At 59.6% G+C, this 16,360-nt stretch carries 9 protein-coding genes; 6 read left to right on the forward strand and 3 right to left on the reverse strand.

Annotated features, from left to right (window positions below; all coding sequences use genetic code 11):
- Positions 1–34 precede the first annotated feature (34 nt).
- The 5 genes from SH292x_RS15545 (at position 35) to SH292x_RS15565 (ending at position 9,414) form a co-directional block, all read left to right on the forward strand.
- Positions 35–766, forward strand: a complete 732-nt coding sequence (locus SH292x_RS15545) for a PEP-CTERM sorting domain-containing protein (RefSeq protein ID WP_442481924.1) — start codon at positions 35–37, stop codon at positions 764–766.
- A 166-nt stretch (positions 767–932) separates the two neighbouring features.
- Positions 933–1,931, forward strand: a complete 999-nt coding sequence (locus SH292x_RS15550; RefSeq protein WP_442481925.1) for a DUF1559 family PulG-like putative transporter — start codon at positions 933–935, stop codon at positions 1,929–1,931.
- Between the two features lie 42 nt (positions 1,932–1,973).
- Positions 1,974–2,405, forward strand: coding sequence for a hypothetical protein (locus SH292x_RS15555; protein WP_442481926.1), 432 nt, complete (start codon positions 1,974–1,976; stop codon positions 2,403–2,405).
- 117 nt (positions 2,406–2,522) lie between these two features.
- The gene (locus tag SH292x_RS15560; RefSeq protein WP_442481927.1) at positions 2,523–6,464 is read left to right on the forward strand and encodes a BNR-4 repeat-containing protein; all 3,942 of its coding nucleotides are present in this window, start codon (positions 2,523–2,525) and stop codon (positions 6,462–6,464) included.
- Between the two features lie 160 nt (positions 6,465–6,624).
- Positions 6,625–9,414: a glycosyl hydrolase gene (locus SH292x_RS15565; protein ID WP_442481928.1), complete on the forward strand. Its 2,790-nt coding sequence runs from the start codon at positions 6,625–6,627 to the stop codon at positions 9,412–9,414.
- On the opposite strand, the gene SH292x_RS15570 is transcribed toward SH292x_RS15565, so the two are convergent.
- The 3 genes from SH292x_RS15570 to SH292x_RS15580 all read right to left on the reverse strand — a co-directional run bounded on the left by SH292x_RS15570 (position 9,411) and on the right by SH292x_RS15580 (position 14,254).
- Positions 9,411–12,542, reverse strand: coding sequence for an efflux RND transporter permease subunit (locus SH292x_RS15570; RefSeq protein ID WP_442481929.1), 3,132 nt, complete (start codon positions 12,540–12,542; stop codon positions 9,411–9,413). The two genes, SH292x_RS15565 and SH292x_RS15570, sit on opposite strands and share 4 nt — an antisense overlap.
- A 39-nt stretch (positions 12,543–12,581) precedes the next feature.
- Positions 12,582–13,700, reverse strand: a complete 1,119-nt coding sequence (locus SH292x_RS15575) for an efflux RND transporter periplasmic adaptor subunit (RefSeq protein ID WP_442481930.1) — start codon at positions 13,698–13,700, stop codon at positions 12,582–12,584.
- Between the two features lie 101 nt (positions 13,701–13,801).
- A complete protein-coding gene (locus SH292x_RS15580; RefSeq protein ID WP_442481931.1) occupies positions 13,802–14,254 on the reverse strand; it encodes a MarR family winged helix-turn-helix transcriptional regulator in 453 nt (150 codons plus the stop codon).
- A gap of 398 nt (positions 14,255–14,652) precedes the next feature.
- On the opposite strand from SH292x_RS15580, the gene SH292x_RS15585 reads away from it, so the two are divergent.
- The gene (locus tag SH292x_RS15585) at positions 14,653–16,203 is read left to right on the forward strand and encodes an efflux transporter outer membrane subunit (RefSeq protein ID WP_442481932.1); all 1,551 of its coding nucleotides are present in this window, start codon (positions 14,653–14,655) and stop codon (positions 16,201–16,203) included.
- Positions 16,204–16,360 lie beyond the last annotated feature (157 nt).

The raw sequence follows: 16,360 nt of genomic DNA on the forward strand, positions 1-16,360 counted from the left end.
TGACTCTTCTTACCACTTCCTGGAGATGCAACTAATGAAACGACTGATGAGATCAATGCTGGCGTCCGGACTCCTAGCAATTGGCGTATCCAATGTATCTCAGGGTGCTGGAGATGGGTTGGTAGACGACTTCAGCGGTGACCTGTCCGCGTACTCGAGCACCGTGATACTCGACGCCAATGGTGGCGGATCGAACACGTCCGCGTGGCAGATTAGCAACGGCCAGCTGCAACTTGCCACCACTTCCTACAATGGAATTGAACAGTACGCCTTTATCTACAATAGCCTAACCCTCGACGTCGGCGCCGAGCTGCAGGTGGACGTGGTCCACAGCGGTGCCTCCCAAGACATTGGGTTGTACGTTGGTGGTTCGTCGCCCAATTTCAACGCACGCGACAGCTATTTGAACGTTTACGCTCGCAATGCCACGACGGTTTACTCTCGTGGCTTTGTCGACGGTGTCGGCGAGGTATCCCTTCACGGTGGAGCCATATCGCAACCAGCCTTCGACACGCTGTTCATCATGCGTGGTGCTCCAAATAGCTACGAACTCGGCTACTACAACGGCGACACCCGAGTGATCGTTTCCGACCGCAACAACATCCTGGACAACAACGCCCTGTTCGTGGGTTTGTACTCCGATGTCCGCGCCGTCGGGACGCTCGGCAGCTGGGACAACCTTCGTATCGTTCCGGAGCCTTCCACGATGATCCTGGCCGGGATTGGCGGCCTGGCCGTCGTAGCGCTTCGCCGTCGTCGTTCGTAAAGAGCTAATAGAGTTAATTTCCTGTCCGCCTTGGTTGAGGCGGCATACAATTCGTTGATCCCCCACGCCGCGAGCGAATGCCTCGCCATTCGCTCGCGGCCGGTGGTGCTCCTAAAACCGGGTGTGTTCTGCACCCACCAAGCTGCCCTTCGGAAAAGGATTGGTCATGGCTTCGAAACGCCACGGTTTCACACTCGTCGAGCTCCTGGTCGTCATCGCGATCATCGGCATTCTAGTCGCGCTACTACTGCCGGCCGTCCAAGCCGCTCGCGAAGCCGCGAGGCGAATGCAGTGCGTCAATCGTTTGAAGCAGGTGACCCTGGCGGCGCTGAATTACGAGAGCACGCACAAAGAACTCCCTCCCGGTCGGCTAGGTTGCGATGGCGATACCGCTCCTTGCGCACGTCCGGCTGGCCCGCTGCAGCAGCACGGAGCAAGTGTGTTCGTCGAATTGTTGCCGTTCATGGAGCAGCAACCGCTGTACGATCAATTCGGCGTGGAAACTCGCATGATCTGGTCGCCCGGCACGTGGGATTGGAACAACGCCCAAGTTGCACAAGCGATTGGCACTCAGCTCGATGAGCTCACCTGCCCCAGCGATGGCGAGCGCCAGCCCTACGCCGACTACCAACACAACGTGCCAGCAAACATTCGCGTGGCGACGGGAAGCTACGCGGGCGTGATGGGCGATGTAGGACCGCCAATTGGTAACGATTACTACAACCGCGTCGATGCGCGGGGCAAGGTGTACCACACCAAGTACAACAACACCGGCATATTCTTCTACGCCAAGCCCATCAAACTCCGCCAGATTACCGATGGCACGAGCAACACCATGTTCTTCGGCGAGACCATCCTTGGTCACCTTCGCGAGCACAGCAACTTGTGGACGAACGGCAACCGCGGTACCTCATCCATGCGGTCTACTTTCTACGCACCCAATACATTGCCCGAGCTTGTATCGCTGAAGCTACCCTCGGAGAACAGCCACGCTGGTTTCAACAGCTTCCATCCCGGCGGCTTGAACTTCTCGTACGGCGATGGCAGTGTCGACTATATCACCGACGACACCGATCTGGCCGTCTACCGCGCGAAGTCCACGCGTTCTCCCGAAGCCGACGTGGCGACTACCCCCTCCGGCGGCGGTGGTGGCGGTCAGCTCTAGTCGCGGACATGTTCAATAAACTTTCTTCTGAAGGTGTGGCGGATGCGTACTAACCATCTTGCAAGTCTCGTCGTGGTGCTGTCAGCGGCGTTGGTCGTTGGTTGCAACAACAAAGAGGGTCTCGTCCAGGTCTCGGGCACCGTGATGATCGATGGCAAGCCACTCACCAAAGGCCAAGTGATGGTGATTCCCACCGGTCACCGCCCCTCGGTGGGTGTGATCGATGAAAATGGCAAGTTCACGCTGAGCTGTTATAAGCCGGGCGATGGAGTGCCGATGGGCACCCATCCCATGGCCGTGACGGCATTGGAACAGATCGACGATCGATCCATTCGTTGGTTCGCTCCGAAGAAATATGCCGACCAGTACAACTCGGGTCTGACGATGAACGTCGATGGAGCCAAGGACGACATGCAGATCGATCTCACTTGGCAAGGCAGCCGGAACAAGGGTCCCTACGTAGAAAAGTTCTAGCTTCTTTAATCGACTCTCCGCGGCGAACGCCTGGATTGTTGTTAGACGAATAGGCGAGTTATGCGACGCCCGCGGTTACTTTCTTGGAACTCCTGCGCACTCGTTGTCTTCGCGACAATGCTGCCATGCACCTGGGCATGCGCGCAGAATCAGCTCGCGATGACCAGCGACATGGTGCTGGACCCGCAGGCGCTGTTGATGCCACGCGGTTCGACCTACGGCCCCGCGATCAATGGCGTGGCGTATCAGACCGAAGCCCTGATGACGGTGGGTGACTACCAGTACGCCACGTGGTACCACCGGACCCCCGGCGTCGATGAGTTTGTGTACCTCGGGCGCCGGGCGCTCGGCGGCTCGGAATGGGAAGTGTTCAACACGGGGCAGACGTTCGACAACGGCGACGGCCCTGCGTGGAATGCTCACAACGTGATCTCTATGGGAATCGATGGCGATGGGCGAGTTCATCTGAGCTACGATCACCACAACAGCCACATGAACTATCGCAGCACCGACGCCGGTGCCGCTACAGCAGCGGTGTGGAACCCGGTGCTGAATCCTGAGGCCAATACGCTGAATACGAATGTCGCCGGAACGCCCCCCGCGCCGTTCGACAACGTGACTTACCCGCGGTTCTACAGTGCGCCCGACGGCAACATGAAAATGGTGTTCCGCACCGGCACGAGTGGCGACGGGCAGACGTTCATGGCCAGCTACGATCGGACCACCGAGACCTGGACCTCGCCGCAGATGTTCATCAATGGCCGCGACGGGCTGAACTACAGCGATCCTTACGGCTCGTCTTCGAATAACCGCAACGCCTACCTCAACGGTGTCGACTTCGATGCCAGCGGTCGCATGCACACCACCTGGACGTGGCGAGAGTCGGCGGGCGGGACCAATCACGACATCATGTACGCCTACAGCGACGACGGCGGCAGCACCTGGAAGAACAACAATGGCGTGACGATTGGCACGCCCGGCAGTCCCATACAAAGCAACTCCGCGGGCGTTACAGTCGTTTCGCTCGATCGTGGCAACACGTTGATGAACCAGCAGGCGCAGGTCGTCGACGCCGACGGAGCCGTGCATACGGTGATGTGGCATCGGCGGGATGAAGTCGCGCCGTTCACGGGTTTCGACGCAACGCGAGCGGGTTACTTTCACTACTATCGCGACCCTGGCAAGACATTACTCGCCGACTATTTCGATGGCACGGGCCTCGAGCTCAATGGCAGCGCGCCGAGTCGCGCGTCGAGCGGTGCGATGTGGCAGGCCGGTGGAACGTATCTCGACAACGGTGTCGCCACCACAACGGTTGCCGGAACGGCCAACGGCGAAGCCGCCCACCTCGATTTCTCGCCTGAGTCTGGCAAGGTCTACACGGCCGAGGCCACGCTGCTCAACAACCAGTCGAACTGGATGGGCTTTGGCTTCCTGCCCGCCGATCCCGCAACGGGAGACTGGACGCAAACTGGTTTCGCCACGCGTCATTCGAACGCCCCCGGCTACGCCTGGATGTTGTCTGCCAACCGCGGCGGTAACGATCAAGAAGGTTTCCTCGGCGGCGGTGCGACCGGCGTGCAAAGCTGGAGTGGCGATGTAGTCGATCCAACCGCGCCAGTGGACATGAAGATCGTGCTCGACACCCGTGAGGAGAACTGGACCGTCCAGTGGTATCTCAACGGTGTGTCGCAAGGTGCACCGGTGGCGTACGACGTCGCGGGCAATCCCGGTATCGCGGGGATAGGATTTAGTCATGATCGCAGCGCCACCGCAAATGGCGGGGTCGTGCTTACGAACTTCTCGCTCAAGGAAGGCGACTCTATCGGCGAATGGACGCGCAACGAACTCCCCACCGAGCGGGCCGTCGGCTCGCGACCCGACATGGGTTACGACGAGTTCGGCAATCTGTACGTTGCTTACGTCTCACCCGGTGCGGGGGACGGAGCTGGCGTCGCGGCCAACTACTACACCAATGGCGACCTGGTGATCGCCACGGCTTCGAAGTCCACAGGCTGGCAAGACTGGGAGATTGTCTACACGGACGACCGCGACTTCGTTGGCGAGCCTCAAATGGATCGCACGCGACTTCTTAACAGTGGGGTCGTCTCGATTTACCTGCAAGAGAATGGCAACAACGCCAGCGGTGCCACCGGCTCTTCACTCCATGTGCTTGAGTTCGCAAATCTTGCGCAAAACCTAGTGTGGAGTGGCAACGGCGGCAATCAGTGGGGCGGCGAGAGCGGCACGCCGTGGGACAGCGATGGCGACGACTATGGCGATGCCGCTTTTGAGAATGGCAATCGTACGACCTTCGACGACGGCGCGACAACGTTCACCGTCGCCATTGCCGAGCCCGTAAGCACCTCCGGCATGACCTTTCGTCACACCGCGGGCAAGTCTTTCACATTCACCGGAGCAGGAATCGGCGGTGCGGGAGGGTTGCGCGTCCTCGGCGGAGGCGTGGTAGAACTGAACAACGCGGCGAACACCTTCACGGGTGACACCCTCATCGAGCAAGGAGCGGTGCACCTTGCAGGCAACGCTTCGCTGGCATCGTCCCTCATTCGCGTTGCTGCGGGAGCTACCTTATCGGCTTCGGGTAGGACGGGCGGCGTGCTGCCTCTCAGCTCTCAGACGCTCGACCTTCAAGGCGCGTTAAGTGGCAACGTCACGGCGACTAGCGCCTCAGTCATTCAAGTGTCGCCCAGCGCGAACTTGCAGGGCAGCGTTCAGCTTTCGGATGGCTCCGCACTTCGCGGCGCCGGAACTATCGGCGGCGATCTCCACGCCGCGGGAAGCGTCGTCCGCGTTGGTGACGTCGGCATTGAATCCACCATCGCCGACGCAGTGACGGTGATCGACAACTTCAGTGGCACCCTGAGCGGATACACGAACACCGTGATCCTCGATTCGAACAATGGCGGCTCGAACGTCGCCTCGTGGCAGACTAGCGAAGGGGAGCTCTACTACAGGACGTTTGCGCGCGATGGCTCGGGTGTGGAGCAATCGGTACTCCGTCGCGATGGCCTTGCCCTTGCGATAAACGAAGAAGTCCAAGTCGAACTCGACCACTCCGGGTCTTCGCAGGACATCGGCCTCTACGTCGGGGGCACTACTCCCGCGACCGGCGTGCGGGAGAACTACGTTACGATCTACGGACGCAACGATGGAACGCTTTACTCTCGCGGCTTCAATGGCACCTCGGAACTCAACCTGCAGGGTGGCGGCAACGTGGCGTTCGACCGCCTCTTCATTCGTCGTGTCGGTAGCACAAGCTACGAGCTTGGCTACTACAATGGCGATACTCGGACCGTCATCTCAACGCGAAACAACCTGTCAGGCAACGATGGCGACGTGGTCGGCTTCTACACCGACGTGCGCGGCACCGGTTGGCTGGGTGCGCTCGATAGCTTCTCGCTTCTCACGCCAGGCGTCCTCACGTATCAAGGGCAGACGCTGCTGGTCGAAGGGTCCATGTCACTCGATAGTACGTCGACCATAGAACTCGACATCGCGACGCCGTCAGGTAGCGACCAACTTGTGGTCGAATCGCACTTCTCTGCCGGCGGAACTCTCGACATTGCACTCACAGCCGGTGCCTCCACACCGACGCTTGGTGATGCGTTCGAAATCCTGAGATTCGACTCAGCCGCAGGCGCTTTTGACGACTTCGCCCTTCCGTCACTCGCTTCGGGGCTTGGCTGGAACACGACGCAATTGCTCGTAAGCGGCGTGCTCTCCGTTGGCCTGGCGGGCGACTACAACGGCGACGGTGCGGTGAATCTGGTCGACTACACCGTGTGGCGCGACAACCTGGGCACCAACTGGATCAGCAACCGCGATACGCAACTTGCTGGCTTGGTGGGTGCCGAAGACTATCAAGTCTGGAAGCAGAACTTTGGCGCGACGCTCACAACTGCCGTACACGCGGCAACCGCGATACCCGAAGCGGGTTCGGGGGTATCACTTACACTGGCACTTCTCGCAGTTGGAATGGTGATTTCGATCGCTCGCCGGCCTACCAGCTGCTGGCGTGACAGCAATATCGTGGGGTAAACACATGAACGTTCCAAGCCGATCTTTATACGTCTTGGTGTGTATGATGCTCCTGGGGACGGCTTCGCCGGCTTCTCCTCCCGCGGTCGTGGACCCACACCTTGCGAGCTCGCGTAACGCACTGATGCCTTTGGAGGAAGGCTGGCGGAACCCGCCGAGGATGTCGCGTGTGCATTGTTGGTGGTGGTGGCTAAATGGCAATGTGACCAAAGAGGCAATCACTCGCGACCTCGAAGCGATGAAAGCCAAGGGCATGGGGGGCGCGAACATTATCGACGCCGCACACGCCAGCCAAAACGAAAATCGCAAACCACCGCACGGCCCCGACTTCGCTTCGCCCGCGTGGTGCGAGATGTTCGTCCATGCGCTTCGCGAAGCCGAGCGGCTCGACCTGGAACTTGGTTTCAACATCCAGAGTGGCTGGAATCTCGGCGGCCCTTCGGTCACCCCCCACCACGCCGCTAAGGAAATCACGTGGTCGAAGATCGTCGTCGAAGGAGGCAAGCTACTGCAGATGGAACTGCCGCAGCCCGAGACCCGGAACGACTACTATTGCGATATCAGCGTGCTGGCACTGCCGCTGCCAGCTGACAAGGAGCTATCGCTCGCGCGCGTCGACAACTATCGGCAGAAAGCCTACCACGACTACCCAGGCAACTTCATCGCCGCTGACGCGACGCATTTGCTCGAGGTCGGCGAAAGCGAGGGCGAAGTCGTCGTTGATCGTAGTGCCATTCAGGACCTCACCGATAAGCTGGGGGCACACGGACAGCTCGAATGGGACGCGCCACCCGGACGCTGGCTCATCCTACGATTCGGTTACACCCCTTCGGGTGCCCATGTTTCTACGTCGAGCGACAACTGGAAAGGTCTTGCGATCGACTACCTCGACGCCGGCGCGTTCGAGCAGTACTGCGATGATGTGCTCACTCCCATTCTTAAAGTTGCCAAGCCCTACGTCGGCAAATCGCTGAAGTTTCTGCACACCGATAGCTGGGAACTCGGCCCCGTGAATTGGACTTCGGCGCTACCGGACGAGTTTGTAAGCCGGCGTGGATATGACCTCACCACTTATCTCCCCGTTGTTGCTGGCTACGTGGTGGATGATGCCGAGACTTCGAACCGCTTCCTTGCCGACTTTCGGCGTACCATCGCCGAGATGATCGCTGATGGCAAGTACCGCGCTTTTGCAAAGTACGCCCACGAGCGCGGGCTCGGCATTCATCCCGAGTCGGGCGGCCCCCATGCGGCACCGGTCGACGCGCTACTAAACCTTGGCCTCAGCGACATTCCGATGGGTGAGTTCTGGGCTCGCAGTCGGACGCACCGTGTCGAGGATTCGGCACGGCTTTTCGTCAAGCAACCTGCCTCCGCCGCGCACATCTACGGTAAGCGATTGGTCATGGCCGAGGCTTTTACTACTATCGGGCCCCACTGGGAGAAGGACCCACGCGATCTGAAGCCGGTCTTCGATCAGGTGGCGTGCGAGGGACTCAACCTCGTCATGTGGCACACGTTCGACTGCTCGCCCATTGAAGCGGGCTATCCTGGCAACGCCTATTTCGCCGGTACGCATCTCAACCCGCAGGTCACGTGGTGGGATCAGTGCGACGGATTCATCGGCTACCTGAACCGTAGCCAATTTTTGCTTCAGCAAGGCGTCCCAGTTTCGGACGTGCTTTACTTTTACGGCGAGAATGTGCCCAGCTTCGTGCGTCTCAAGGCCGACAACCCCGCGCTGGTGCCTCGCGGGTACGACTACGACGTGGTGAATCTCGAAGTCCTCGCCGAGCGGGCTACCGTGAACGATGGTCGCATCATCCTCCCCGACGGCACCAGTTACGCGATACTAGTGTTACCACCTTCGGGTCACTATGGTCTCGCCGCGCTACGTGAGATTGCACGACTCGCCGACGCGGGAGCAACTATTTACGGCGAGAAACCGGCGGCACCAATCGGCTTGATTGCGGAAGAGGAAGATCGCCGAGAGTTTAACCAACTTGCTGCGCGGTTGTGGGGCGAAAAGCTCATTGAACCGGTTCGGACACGAACCGCATTACGTCGCCGCGGAATTGAGCCCGATTTTAGTTATTCAAGCCTCACCGATGCCAGGCTCGACTATTTCCACCGGCAGACCAACGACTCCGACATCTACTTCGTCGTGAATCGCGACGCCGAGTCCAAACAAGTTACCGCTTCGTTCCGGGTCGATGGTCGTACAACTGAGATATGGGACGCAGTGGATGGCACCATCACGATGGCGACCAACGCAAAGGTTCGAGGCGGCCGCACAGAAGTCGAACTCGACTTGCCCGCGGAGGGTTCGGTCTTCATTGTGCTTCGCGACGACCCAACGCCTGCAACACGAGCTGGGGTCGAACGCGTGGCGACTTCGAACACTTCCATCCTCGGCCCATGGCAGGTCACTTTCGATCCGCGATGGGGCGGCCCCGAAGAGCCCGTGCAGTTCGACACTCTCGAGGACTGGTCGAAGTCTGCCGACCCGCGGATCCGTTACTACTCGGGCACCGCGATTTACGAAATCTCGCTCACTCACTCCGGCAAGCTCGACACCGACGAAGAGCTTTGGCTTGACCTCGGCGCGGTCAAGAATCTCGCACGCGTCCATCTCAACAACACTGACCTCGGCGTTGTGTGGTGCGACCCGCCTCGTGTGAACGTGACCGATGCAATCCGGGAGGGCGACAATCAGCTACGGATCGAAGTGGTCAATCTCTGGCCCAACCGCTTGATTGGCGACGCGAAGTTGCCACGCAGCGAGCGCCTAACGAAGACCAACATCGTCCGCTTCGCAAACGGCGACATGCCGCTTCTGCCGTCGGGCTTACTTGGCCCAGTCGAGCTTGTGAGGATGTCTCCGGCTCGAGCCGAGCAAATCACGGGGGCAAATGGTTCGATCCAATCCGCCCCGCGCGCGATTGCCAATTAAACGGAAGCCGATTCGACCACGGGCTTCTTCGTCCGCACCATCTCATCGATATTCTGGAACACGATGTAGAAGATGGGAATGAAGAACACGGCGAGCACCGTCGACGCAATCATGCCACCGAACACCGCGGTGCCTAGGGCCTGCTGTCCCGCGGCACCCGAGCCGTTGGCGAACACCAGCGGTGTCACGCCCAGGATGAACGCGAACGATGTCATGATAATCGGGCGGAACCGCATCCGCGCGGCTTCGATTGCAGCGTCGGGGATCGACCTGCCTTTGTTACGCAGTTCGCGGGCGAACTCCACAATCAGGATGGCATTCTTACTCGCGAGTGCAATGATCAGGACGATGCCGATCTGCGTGTAGACGTTAATGTCCATATGGCGAATCGCGACCGCGGCAACCGCACCGAGTAGTCCTAGCGGAACGACCAAGATCACCGAGATCGGTAGAATCCAGCTCTCGTACTGTGCGGCTAACACCAAGTAAACCAAGAAGATGGCGATGATGAAAATGAAGATCGCCTCGCCGCCCACCTTCTTTTCCTGGTACGCCATTCCGGTCCAGTCGTAGTCGATACCATCAGGCATCGACTGCTCCGCAATCTGCTCCATGATCCGCAGCGCATCACCCGTGCTGTAACCAGCGGCCGCTTCGCCGGTGATGCTCGCGGCGGGGTACAAATTGTAGCGATTGATCACCTGCGGGCCGAGCGTGCGATGGACCGACGCGAAGGCACTCAGCGGTAGCATGTCGCCACGGCGATTGCGAACTTCGAGTCGCAGGATGTCATCCGGGTCGGCGCGGTACTGCAAGTCTGCTTGCACGCGAACTTGGTAAGTACGTCCGAACTTGTTGAAGTCGTTCACGTACGCCGAGCCAAGATAGGCTTGGAGCGTGAGGAACACTTCGCTCAGCGGGACGTCCAGCGTCTTCACTTTTTCGCGGTCGATATCCACACGAAGCTGCGGCACACCGGGGCGGAACGACGACCGCACACCGAATAGCGCCGACTGGGTACTGGCGTTCTCAACGATAGCCTGCGAAGCCATTTGCAGCGTATCAATGCCGACGTCACCACGGTCTTCGACCTGCATTTCGAAGCCGCCCCGAACACCGAGGCCGCGAATCGCGGGGGGCGGGAATGCGAACACCATCGCCTCGCGAATGCCGAAGAGCTTGGCTTGAATCGAGCCGATGATCTTGTCTTGAGTCATGCCTGCGTGCTGCCGCTCCTCGAAATCCGAGAATGACACGAACACGGTGCCGGCGTTCGGCGCGCTACTGTTATCGAGCAACGACAAACCACCAATCGTCACCCAGCTGCTGACGCCATCGGTTTCGGCCAGGATTTCGTCGATCTTTGACATGACTTCGCGGGTTCGCGACTGCGACGCGGCGTCCGGAAGTTGCACGGCCATCAGGATATAGCCCTGATCTTCGGTGGGGATGAAGCCCGTAGGAAGCTGTGTGTACCACCAGCCCGCCAGTCCTACGAGGCCGGCAAACACCAGCAATCCGAGCCACACGACTTTGACGATCCGACGAACAATGGCGACGTACATCCGCTCGAACACGCCGTAAACCGCCTCGAACCAACGGAAGAAGAACATCTTCTTCTCCTTGGTTGGCCTGAGCCACAGCGCGCATTGCGCGGGCTTCAGTGATACGGCGTTGATGGCACTGATCAGCGCCGTGGCGGCAATGGTTAGCGCAAACTGCCTATAAAGCTGGCCTGTAATACCGCCAAGCGTCGACGCAGGAATAAACACCGCGAGTAGCACAAGTGTGATACCGATAATCGGCCCCAGCACTTCGCTCATCGCTTTGATGGTGGCTTCCTTGGGCGGTTCGCCCCGTTCTATATGGTGCACGGCGTTCTCAACCACCACGATGGCATCGTCGACCACGATGCCAATGGCGAGAATCAGGCCGAAGAGAGTCAGCATGTTGATCGAGAAGCCCAGCATGTACATGGCGGCGAACGCGCCAATGATGGTCACCGGCACGGTGGTCGCCGGGATCAGAATGGCCCGCCAATCCTGGAGGAACACCAGGATCACGAGCAGCACCAACACGCCGGCTTCGATGAGCGTTTTGTAAACTTCGTGTACCGAGGACTCGATGAATAGCGTGGTGTCGAGCGGGATGTCGTACTTTAGGCCCTCGGGGAATTGCTCGCTCAGACGCTTCATCGCCTCCTGGACATCTTCGGCGACTTGCAGGGCATTGGCTCCGGGGAGCTGGAAGATGCCGATGTTCGCGTTGGCTTGGCCTTCTTTTTCGGTGAATTGGTCGTACGACTGGCTACCGAGCTCAACGCGGGCGACATCCTTCAAGTAAACAAGCCGGGTGCCTTCGCCCGATTTGACGACGATGTTTTCGAACTGCTCGGCGTCGCTATACCGGCCCTGCGTGGTGACCGAGTACTGAAACTGCCTATCGTCTTGGGTTGGTGGTTGCCCAATCTGCCCAGCGGCGACTTGAACGTTCTGCTCGGCGAGCGCCGCGATCACGTCGCTCGCGGTCATATCGCGAGCCTTGAGTTTCTGAGGGTCCAGCCAAACGCGCATGCTATAAGCCGCGGTACCAAACACCGTGACTTCGCCCACGCCTTTGATGCGGCTGAGTTCGTCGCGAAGACGAAGCGTGGCGTAGTTGGACAGATAGAGAGTGTCCATCTGAGGGTTAGTGCTAGTGAGCGAGAGCACCAGAATGATGTTGCTCGACTGCTTCTTCACCGTCACACCCTGCCGACGCACTTCTTCGGGAAGCTGTGGCTCGGCGATCGCCACACGGTTCTGAAGCTGCACCTGCGCATCGTCCGTGTTGGTACCAACTTCGAACGTGACGGTCAGCGAGTAGGAGCCGTCGCCCGAGCTGGTCGACTGCATGTACAGCATGTTTTCCACGCCGTTCACCTGCTGCTCAATCGGCGCAGCAACGGTGTCGGCAACGGTCGCCGCCGTAGCACCGGGGTACACGGTGGTTACGCGGACCGTGGGGGGCGTAATCTCTGGGTACTGCTCAATTGGCAGTAGCCACAGGCAAACCGCACCAATCAGCATCGTGACCACAGCGATCACGTTCGCGAAGACGGGGTGCTCGATAAAGAACTTTGACAACATGGTGAGATCTTAGAAGTGGGGCGTCGTGGAAAGTCAAAGTTAGTGGGCACCAGCGGCGGGAGCGCCAGCCGCGGGGGGAGCCGGGGCCTTGCCGGCCTCTTCGGGGGTGACCACGCTACCGGGTCTCGCCCGCTGCAATCCTTCCACAATCACCCGCTCATCGGGCTTCAATCCCTTGAGGATCACTCGCTTGTCGCCATAGATTTCGCCGAGCTGGACGGGGTGGTAGACCACTTTATTGTCCGCGTCGACCACGAGGACGTAATCGCCTTGCTGGCTGGAACCGATCGCCCGCTCGTTAATCAAAAGGCGGCGCACCGGCTTGCCTACGGGCACGCGGATCTGAACGAACAAACCGGGCCGCAATTGTTGATCGGCGTTTTGGAACAACGCCCGACGTTCGGTCGTTCCGGTCCCGGGATCTACGCCGAACTGCAAGAAGTCGATCTTGCCGTGGAACCTATAGTCGTCGCTGTTGCCGAAGGCCATGTCGACCGGAATCTCGCTGTCGCTCGGCAGTTCGCCATTCTGTTGCATTTGCAGGAAGTGCAGCAGATCGGATTCGCTCACCGTAAAGTAAGCCTGAATCGGATCGACCGACTCGAGCGTGGCGAGTAGCGTCTCGCTGGGGGCCACCAAGTTGCCGAGGTCCACCTGATGGCGGCCGATGCGGCCCGCGAAAGGAGCACGAATCTCGGTGTAACCCAGATTTAAGTTCGCTTCGCGAAGCGCTGCTTGTGCTGCGAGAACATCCGCCTCCGCGGCATCTCGCTCGGCGACGGCTTGGTCAAGCTCACTCTCGGCAACCGCGTTACGTGACACCAGCGGCTCGGTTCGGGCCAATTGGCGGCGAGCAAGCTCTAGGTTCGCCTGAGCCTTGGCGAGCGTTGCTTGAGCCGATTGGACCAGAGCCTCGTAGGGGGCTTTCTCGATGACAAACAGCAGTTGGTCCTTCTCCACCAACTGACCGTCTTCGAAATTGATGCTGTCGAGATAGCCGCTGACCCGCGAGCGAAGCTCGACCGTACTCAGAGCGCGCGTGCGTCCGATGGTTTTAAAGTACTCCTGCACGTCCTCTTCGACGGGGAAGGCCACGGTTACTTGTGGTGGCGGTGGCGGTGCGTACTCATTCGGAGCTTCGCAACCAACGAACGCCACCACTGTGGGCAGTAAGGCCCAAATCGCTAGTTGGCGGCTCGACTTTCTTCCGCTTGCCGCGACGAAGTGCCTGCAAGCCGCGTCTGTATGTAAGTGCGGTATCATGTTTTGTCAGTGCTCTGCTGCTTCTCTAAGGTAGTATTCACCCGCTCGAGTAAGGAGCGGAGTTGGTCGAGTTCGGCTTTCGTAAGGTCTTGGGTGGCGGAGGCGTTCACCTTCGCCGCACATTTGAGCACCCGCTTCCACACAGGGTTCGCGGCGGGAGTCGGAATCAAACGATATTTGCGGCGATCCTCGGGGCAAACCTGTCGCTCGATCAATCCATCGCGCTCCATCCGATCGACTACCGAAACGATAGTCGATGGCTCTACGCCTGAGCACCGCGCCAGCTCCGCTTGCGACAGTTCGCCCTCCAGGGCCAGCCAAGCTAACACCTGAAATTGCCGATAGCTGATGTTCTCGTTCGCCAGCTCGGCATTCATCATGCTTTCGAACCGGTGGGCGCACACATGCACCCAGTAGCCGACGTCCGATTTAAAATCTTGCTTCAGCAATTCGGGGAGCCTCCGTTTTCCGTCGATATACAATAGTTAGATATCGAATTATATCACACGAAAGAGTCTGCCAGCAAGTTCGGACTTCCGCGATGGCGGTCGAACACAAACGAACCTCGGCGGCCCGCACCCAAGGCTACCTCACGTGCTATCAGAATCTGTAACGCCTGGATCGATTGTGGCACGCCGGACCCCCGCGACCCCGCCTTAGCCCTGCATAAACGCTGCTTCGGCAGGACCGCTACCACCGATAGGACCGGGTAGCGTATTCATACGTCCCATCCTGCGCAGGGAGGCGCAGCATGAACCAAGATATTCAAACTACCGCGACACCGCGCTCACACTCGACCAAGTTTCGGGGAACCGAAACTGTGGTTCGCATAGCCCTGGCCCTGTCCATGCTTTTGGCGCCGGGCTGCATGACCGGGCCTATGGAGTACTGGCGAAATGGCTGTAAAGTTGGCCCCGATTACTGCCGTCCCGTCGCCGACGTGAACGAGTCGTGGCTCGACTCGGGCAACACGCAAATCGATAGCGCGCCGGCGAACCTCGCCGAGTGGTGGGGCGTGTTCAACGACCCCGCGCTAAATCAGCTGGTGGACATCGCGTATCGCCAGAACCTCACAGTTCGCGAAGCCGGTTTCCGCGTCCTGGAGGTGCGAGCGCTTCGCCAGATCGCGGTGGGTAATCTGTTCCCGCAGTCGCAAACGCTCAACGGCAGCTACTCGCGCATTCAAAACAGCGCCCAGACGGGCTTCGGTGGTGGCGGCGGTGGCGGTGGTATCGCCATCGGCCCTGGCCGAAACTTTGACCTCTGGCAAACCGGTGGCTCGCTGGCGTGGGAACTCGACTTCTGGGGCCGGTTCCGTCGCGCCGTCGAGGCCGCCGATGCCGAGCTGGATGCGTCGGTGGAAGAGTACGACGATGTGCTCGTGCTCTTAGTCTCGGATGTGGCCCAAGCTTATATCGATATCCGCACGCTCCAGCAGCGACTCGACTACGCACGGCAAAACGTGGAATCTCAAGACGGTTCGCTGCGGGTGGCCACCGACCTGTTCGAAGGTGGCAACACGGGCAAGGTGGACGTCACGCAGGCTCAGCAGAACCTGTCGACCACGGAAGCCACCATTCCGATTTTCGAGTTGCAACTTCGCCAAGCGACGAATCGTTTGAGCGTACTGCTGGGCCAACCGCCGACGGATTTGAGCGACATACTAGCCCTTTCGCCCGCCAAGATTCCACAGGTTCCTGCACAAGTGGTCGTGGGCGTCCCGGCGGAATTGATTCGCCGTCGTCCCGATATTCGCCGGGCGGAGCGATTGGTTGCGGCTCAGAGTGCCCGAATTGGTATCGCCGAGACCGACTTGTATCCGGCGTTTACCATCAACGGCAATCTCTCGGTACAGGCGTTCTCGCTCTCCGAATTGTTTTCGTCGTCGGCAACCGCGGGTAACATTGGCCCGTCATTCAACTGGAACGTGCTCAACTACGGCCGGATCGCGAACAACGTTCGTGCTCACGAAGCCCGCTTCCAGCAACTCGTCGCGTCGTACCAGAATGCGGTACTCGAGGCGAATCGCGAAGCCGAGGACGCGATTACGTCGTTCATTCGCACGAAGGAGCAGACGGCATTGCTCGAAGAGAGCGCGAATGCCGCTCTTGAGTCCCGCGATCTGATCGAAGCCTTGTACCGCGGTGGTCGAACGGACTTCGGCCGCGTGTTCGTGGCGCAGGCAACCCTGGTAACTCAGCAAGATGCCCTGGCGGTCGCCGAAGGTGGCGTGGCTCAGAGCTTGGTAGATATTTATCGATCGCTGGGTGGTGGTTGGCAGATACGGCTCGCGAATCCCCGCCGTTTGCCCGCTCCGCTGATGGTTAATGCGGTGGCCGAGCCGATTATTGCCCCGCCACCATTGGTGGAACCGGTGGTGCCCGCAGTCCCACAGTGATCCCGAATTGTCGCTTCCCTTTCCTGACCTGATGGACGAGTAGCCCAGCTCATGTTGTCACGACTCGCTAGTTTGAGTGTCATAGCGATACTGCTGAGCACGACCGCGGGCGCGTCCGGCATCGACTGGATTTGCCTCGATCGTCTTTGCCCGTGCC

Origin of the sequence: Aeoliella fuhlenseeensis, assembly GCF_052161615.1 — a bacterium.
GTDB lineage: Bacteria > Planctomycetota > Planctomycetia > Pirellulales > Lacipirellulaceae > Aeoliella.

Excerpts from the sequence above, each read along its gene's own strand:
- SH292x_RS15545 (WP_442481924.1), top strand. The coding sequence starts at position 35 with ATGAAACGACTGATGAGATCAATGCTGGCGTCCGGACTCCTAGCAATT.
- SH292x_RS15550 (WP_442481925.1), top strand. The coding sequence starts at position 933 with ATGGCTTCGAAACGCCACGGTTTCACACTCGTCGAGCTCCTGGTCGTC.
- SH292x_RS15555 (WP_442481926.1), top strand. The coding sequence starts at position 1,974 with ATGCGTACTAACCATCTTGCAAGTCTCGTCGTGGTGCTGTCAGCGGCG.
- SH292x_RS15560 (WP_442481927.1), top strand. The coding sequence starts at position 2,523 with ATGCTGCCATGCACCTGGGCATGCGCGCAGAATCAGCTCGCGATGACC.
- SH292x_RS15565 (WP_442481928.1), top strand. The coding sequence starts at position 6,625 with ATGTCGCGTGTGCATTGTTGGTGGTGGTGGCTAAATGGCAATGTGACC.
- SH292x_RS15570 (WP_442481929.1), bottom strand. The coding sequence starts at position 12,542 with ATGTTGTCAAAGTTCTTTATCGAGCACCCCGTCTTCGCGAACGTGATC.
- SH292x_RS15585 (WP_442481932.1), top strand. The coding sequence starts at position 14,653 with ATGCTTTTGGCGCCGGGCTGCATGACCGGGCCTATGGAGTACTGGCGA.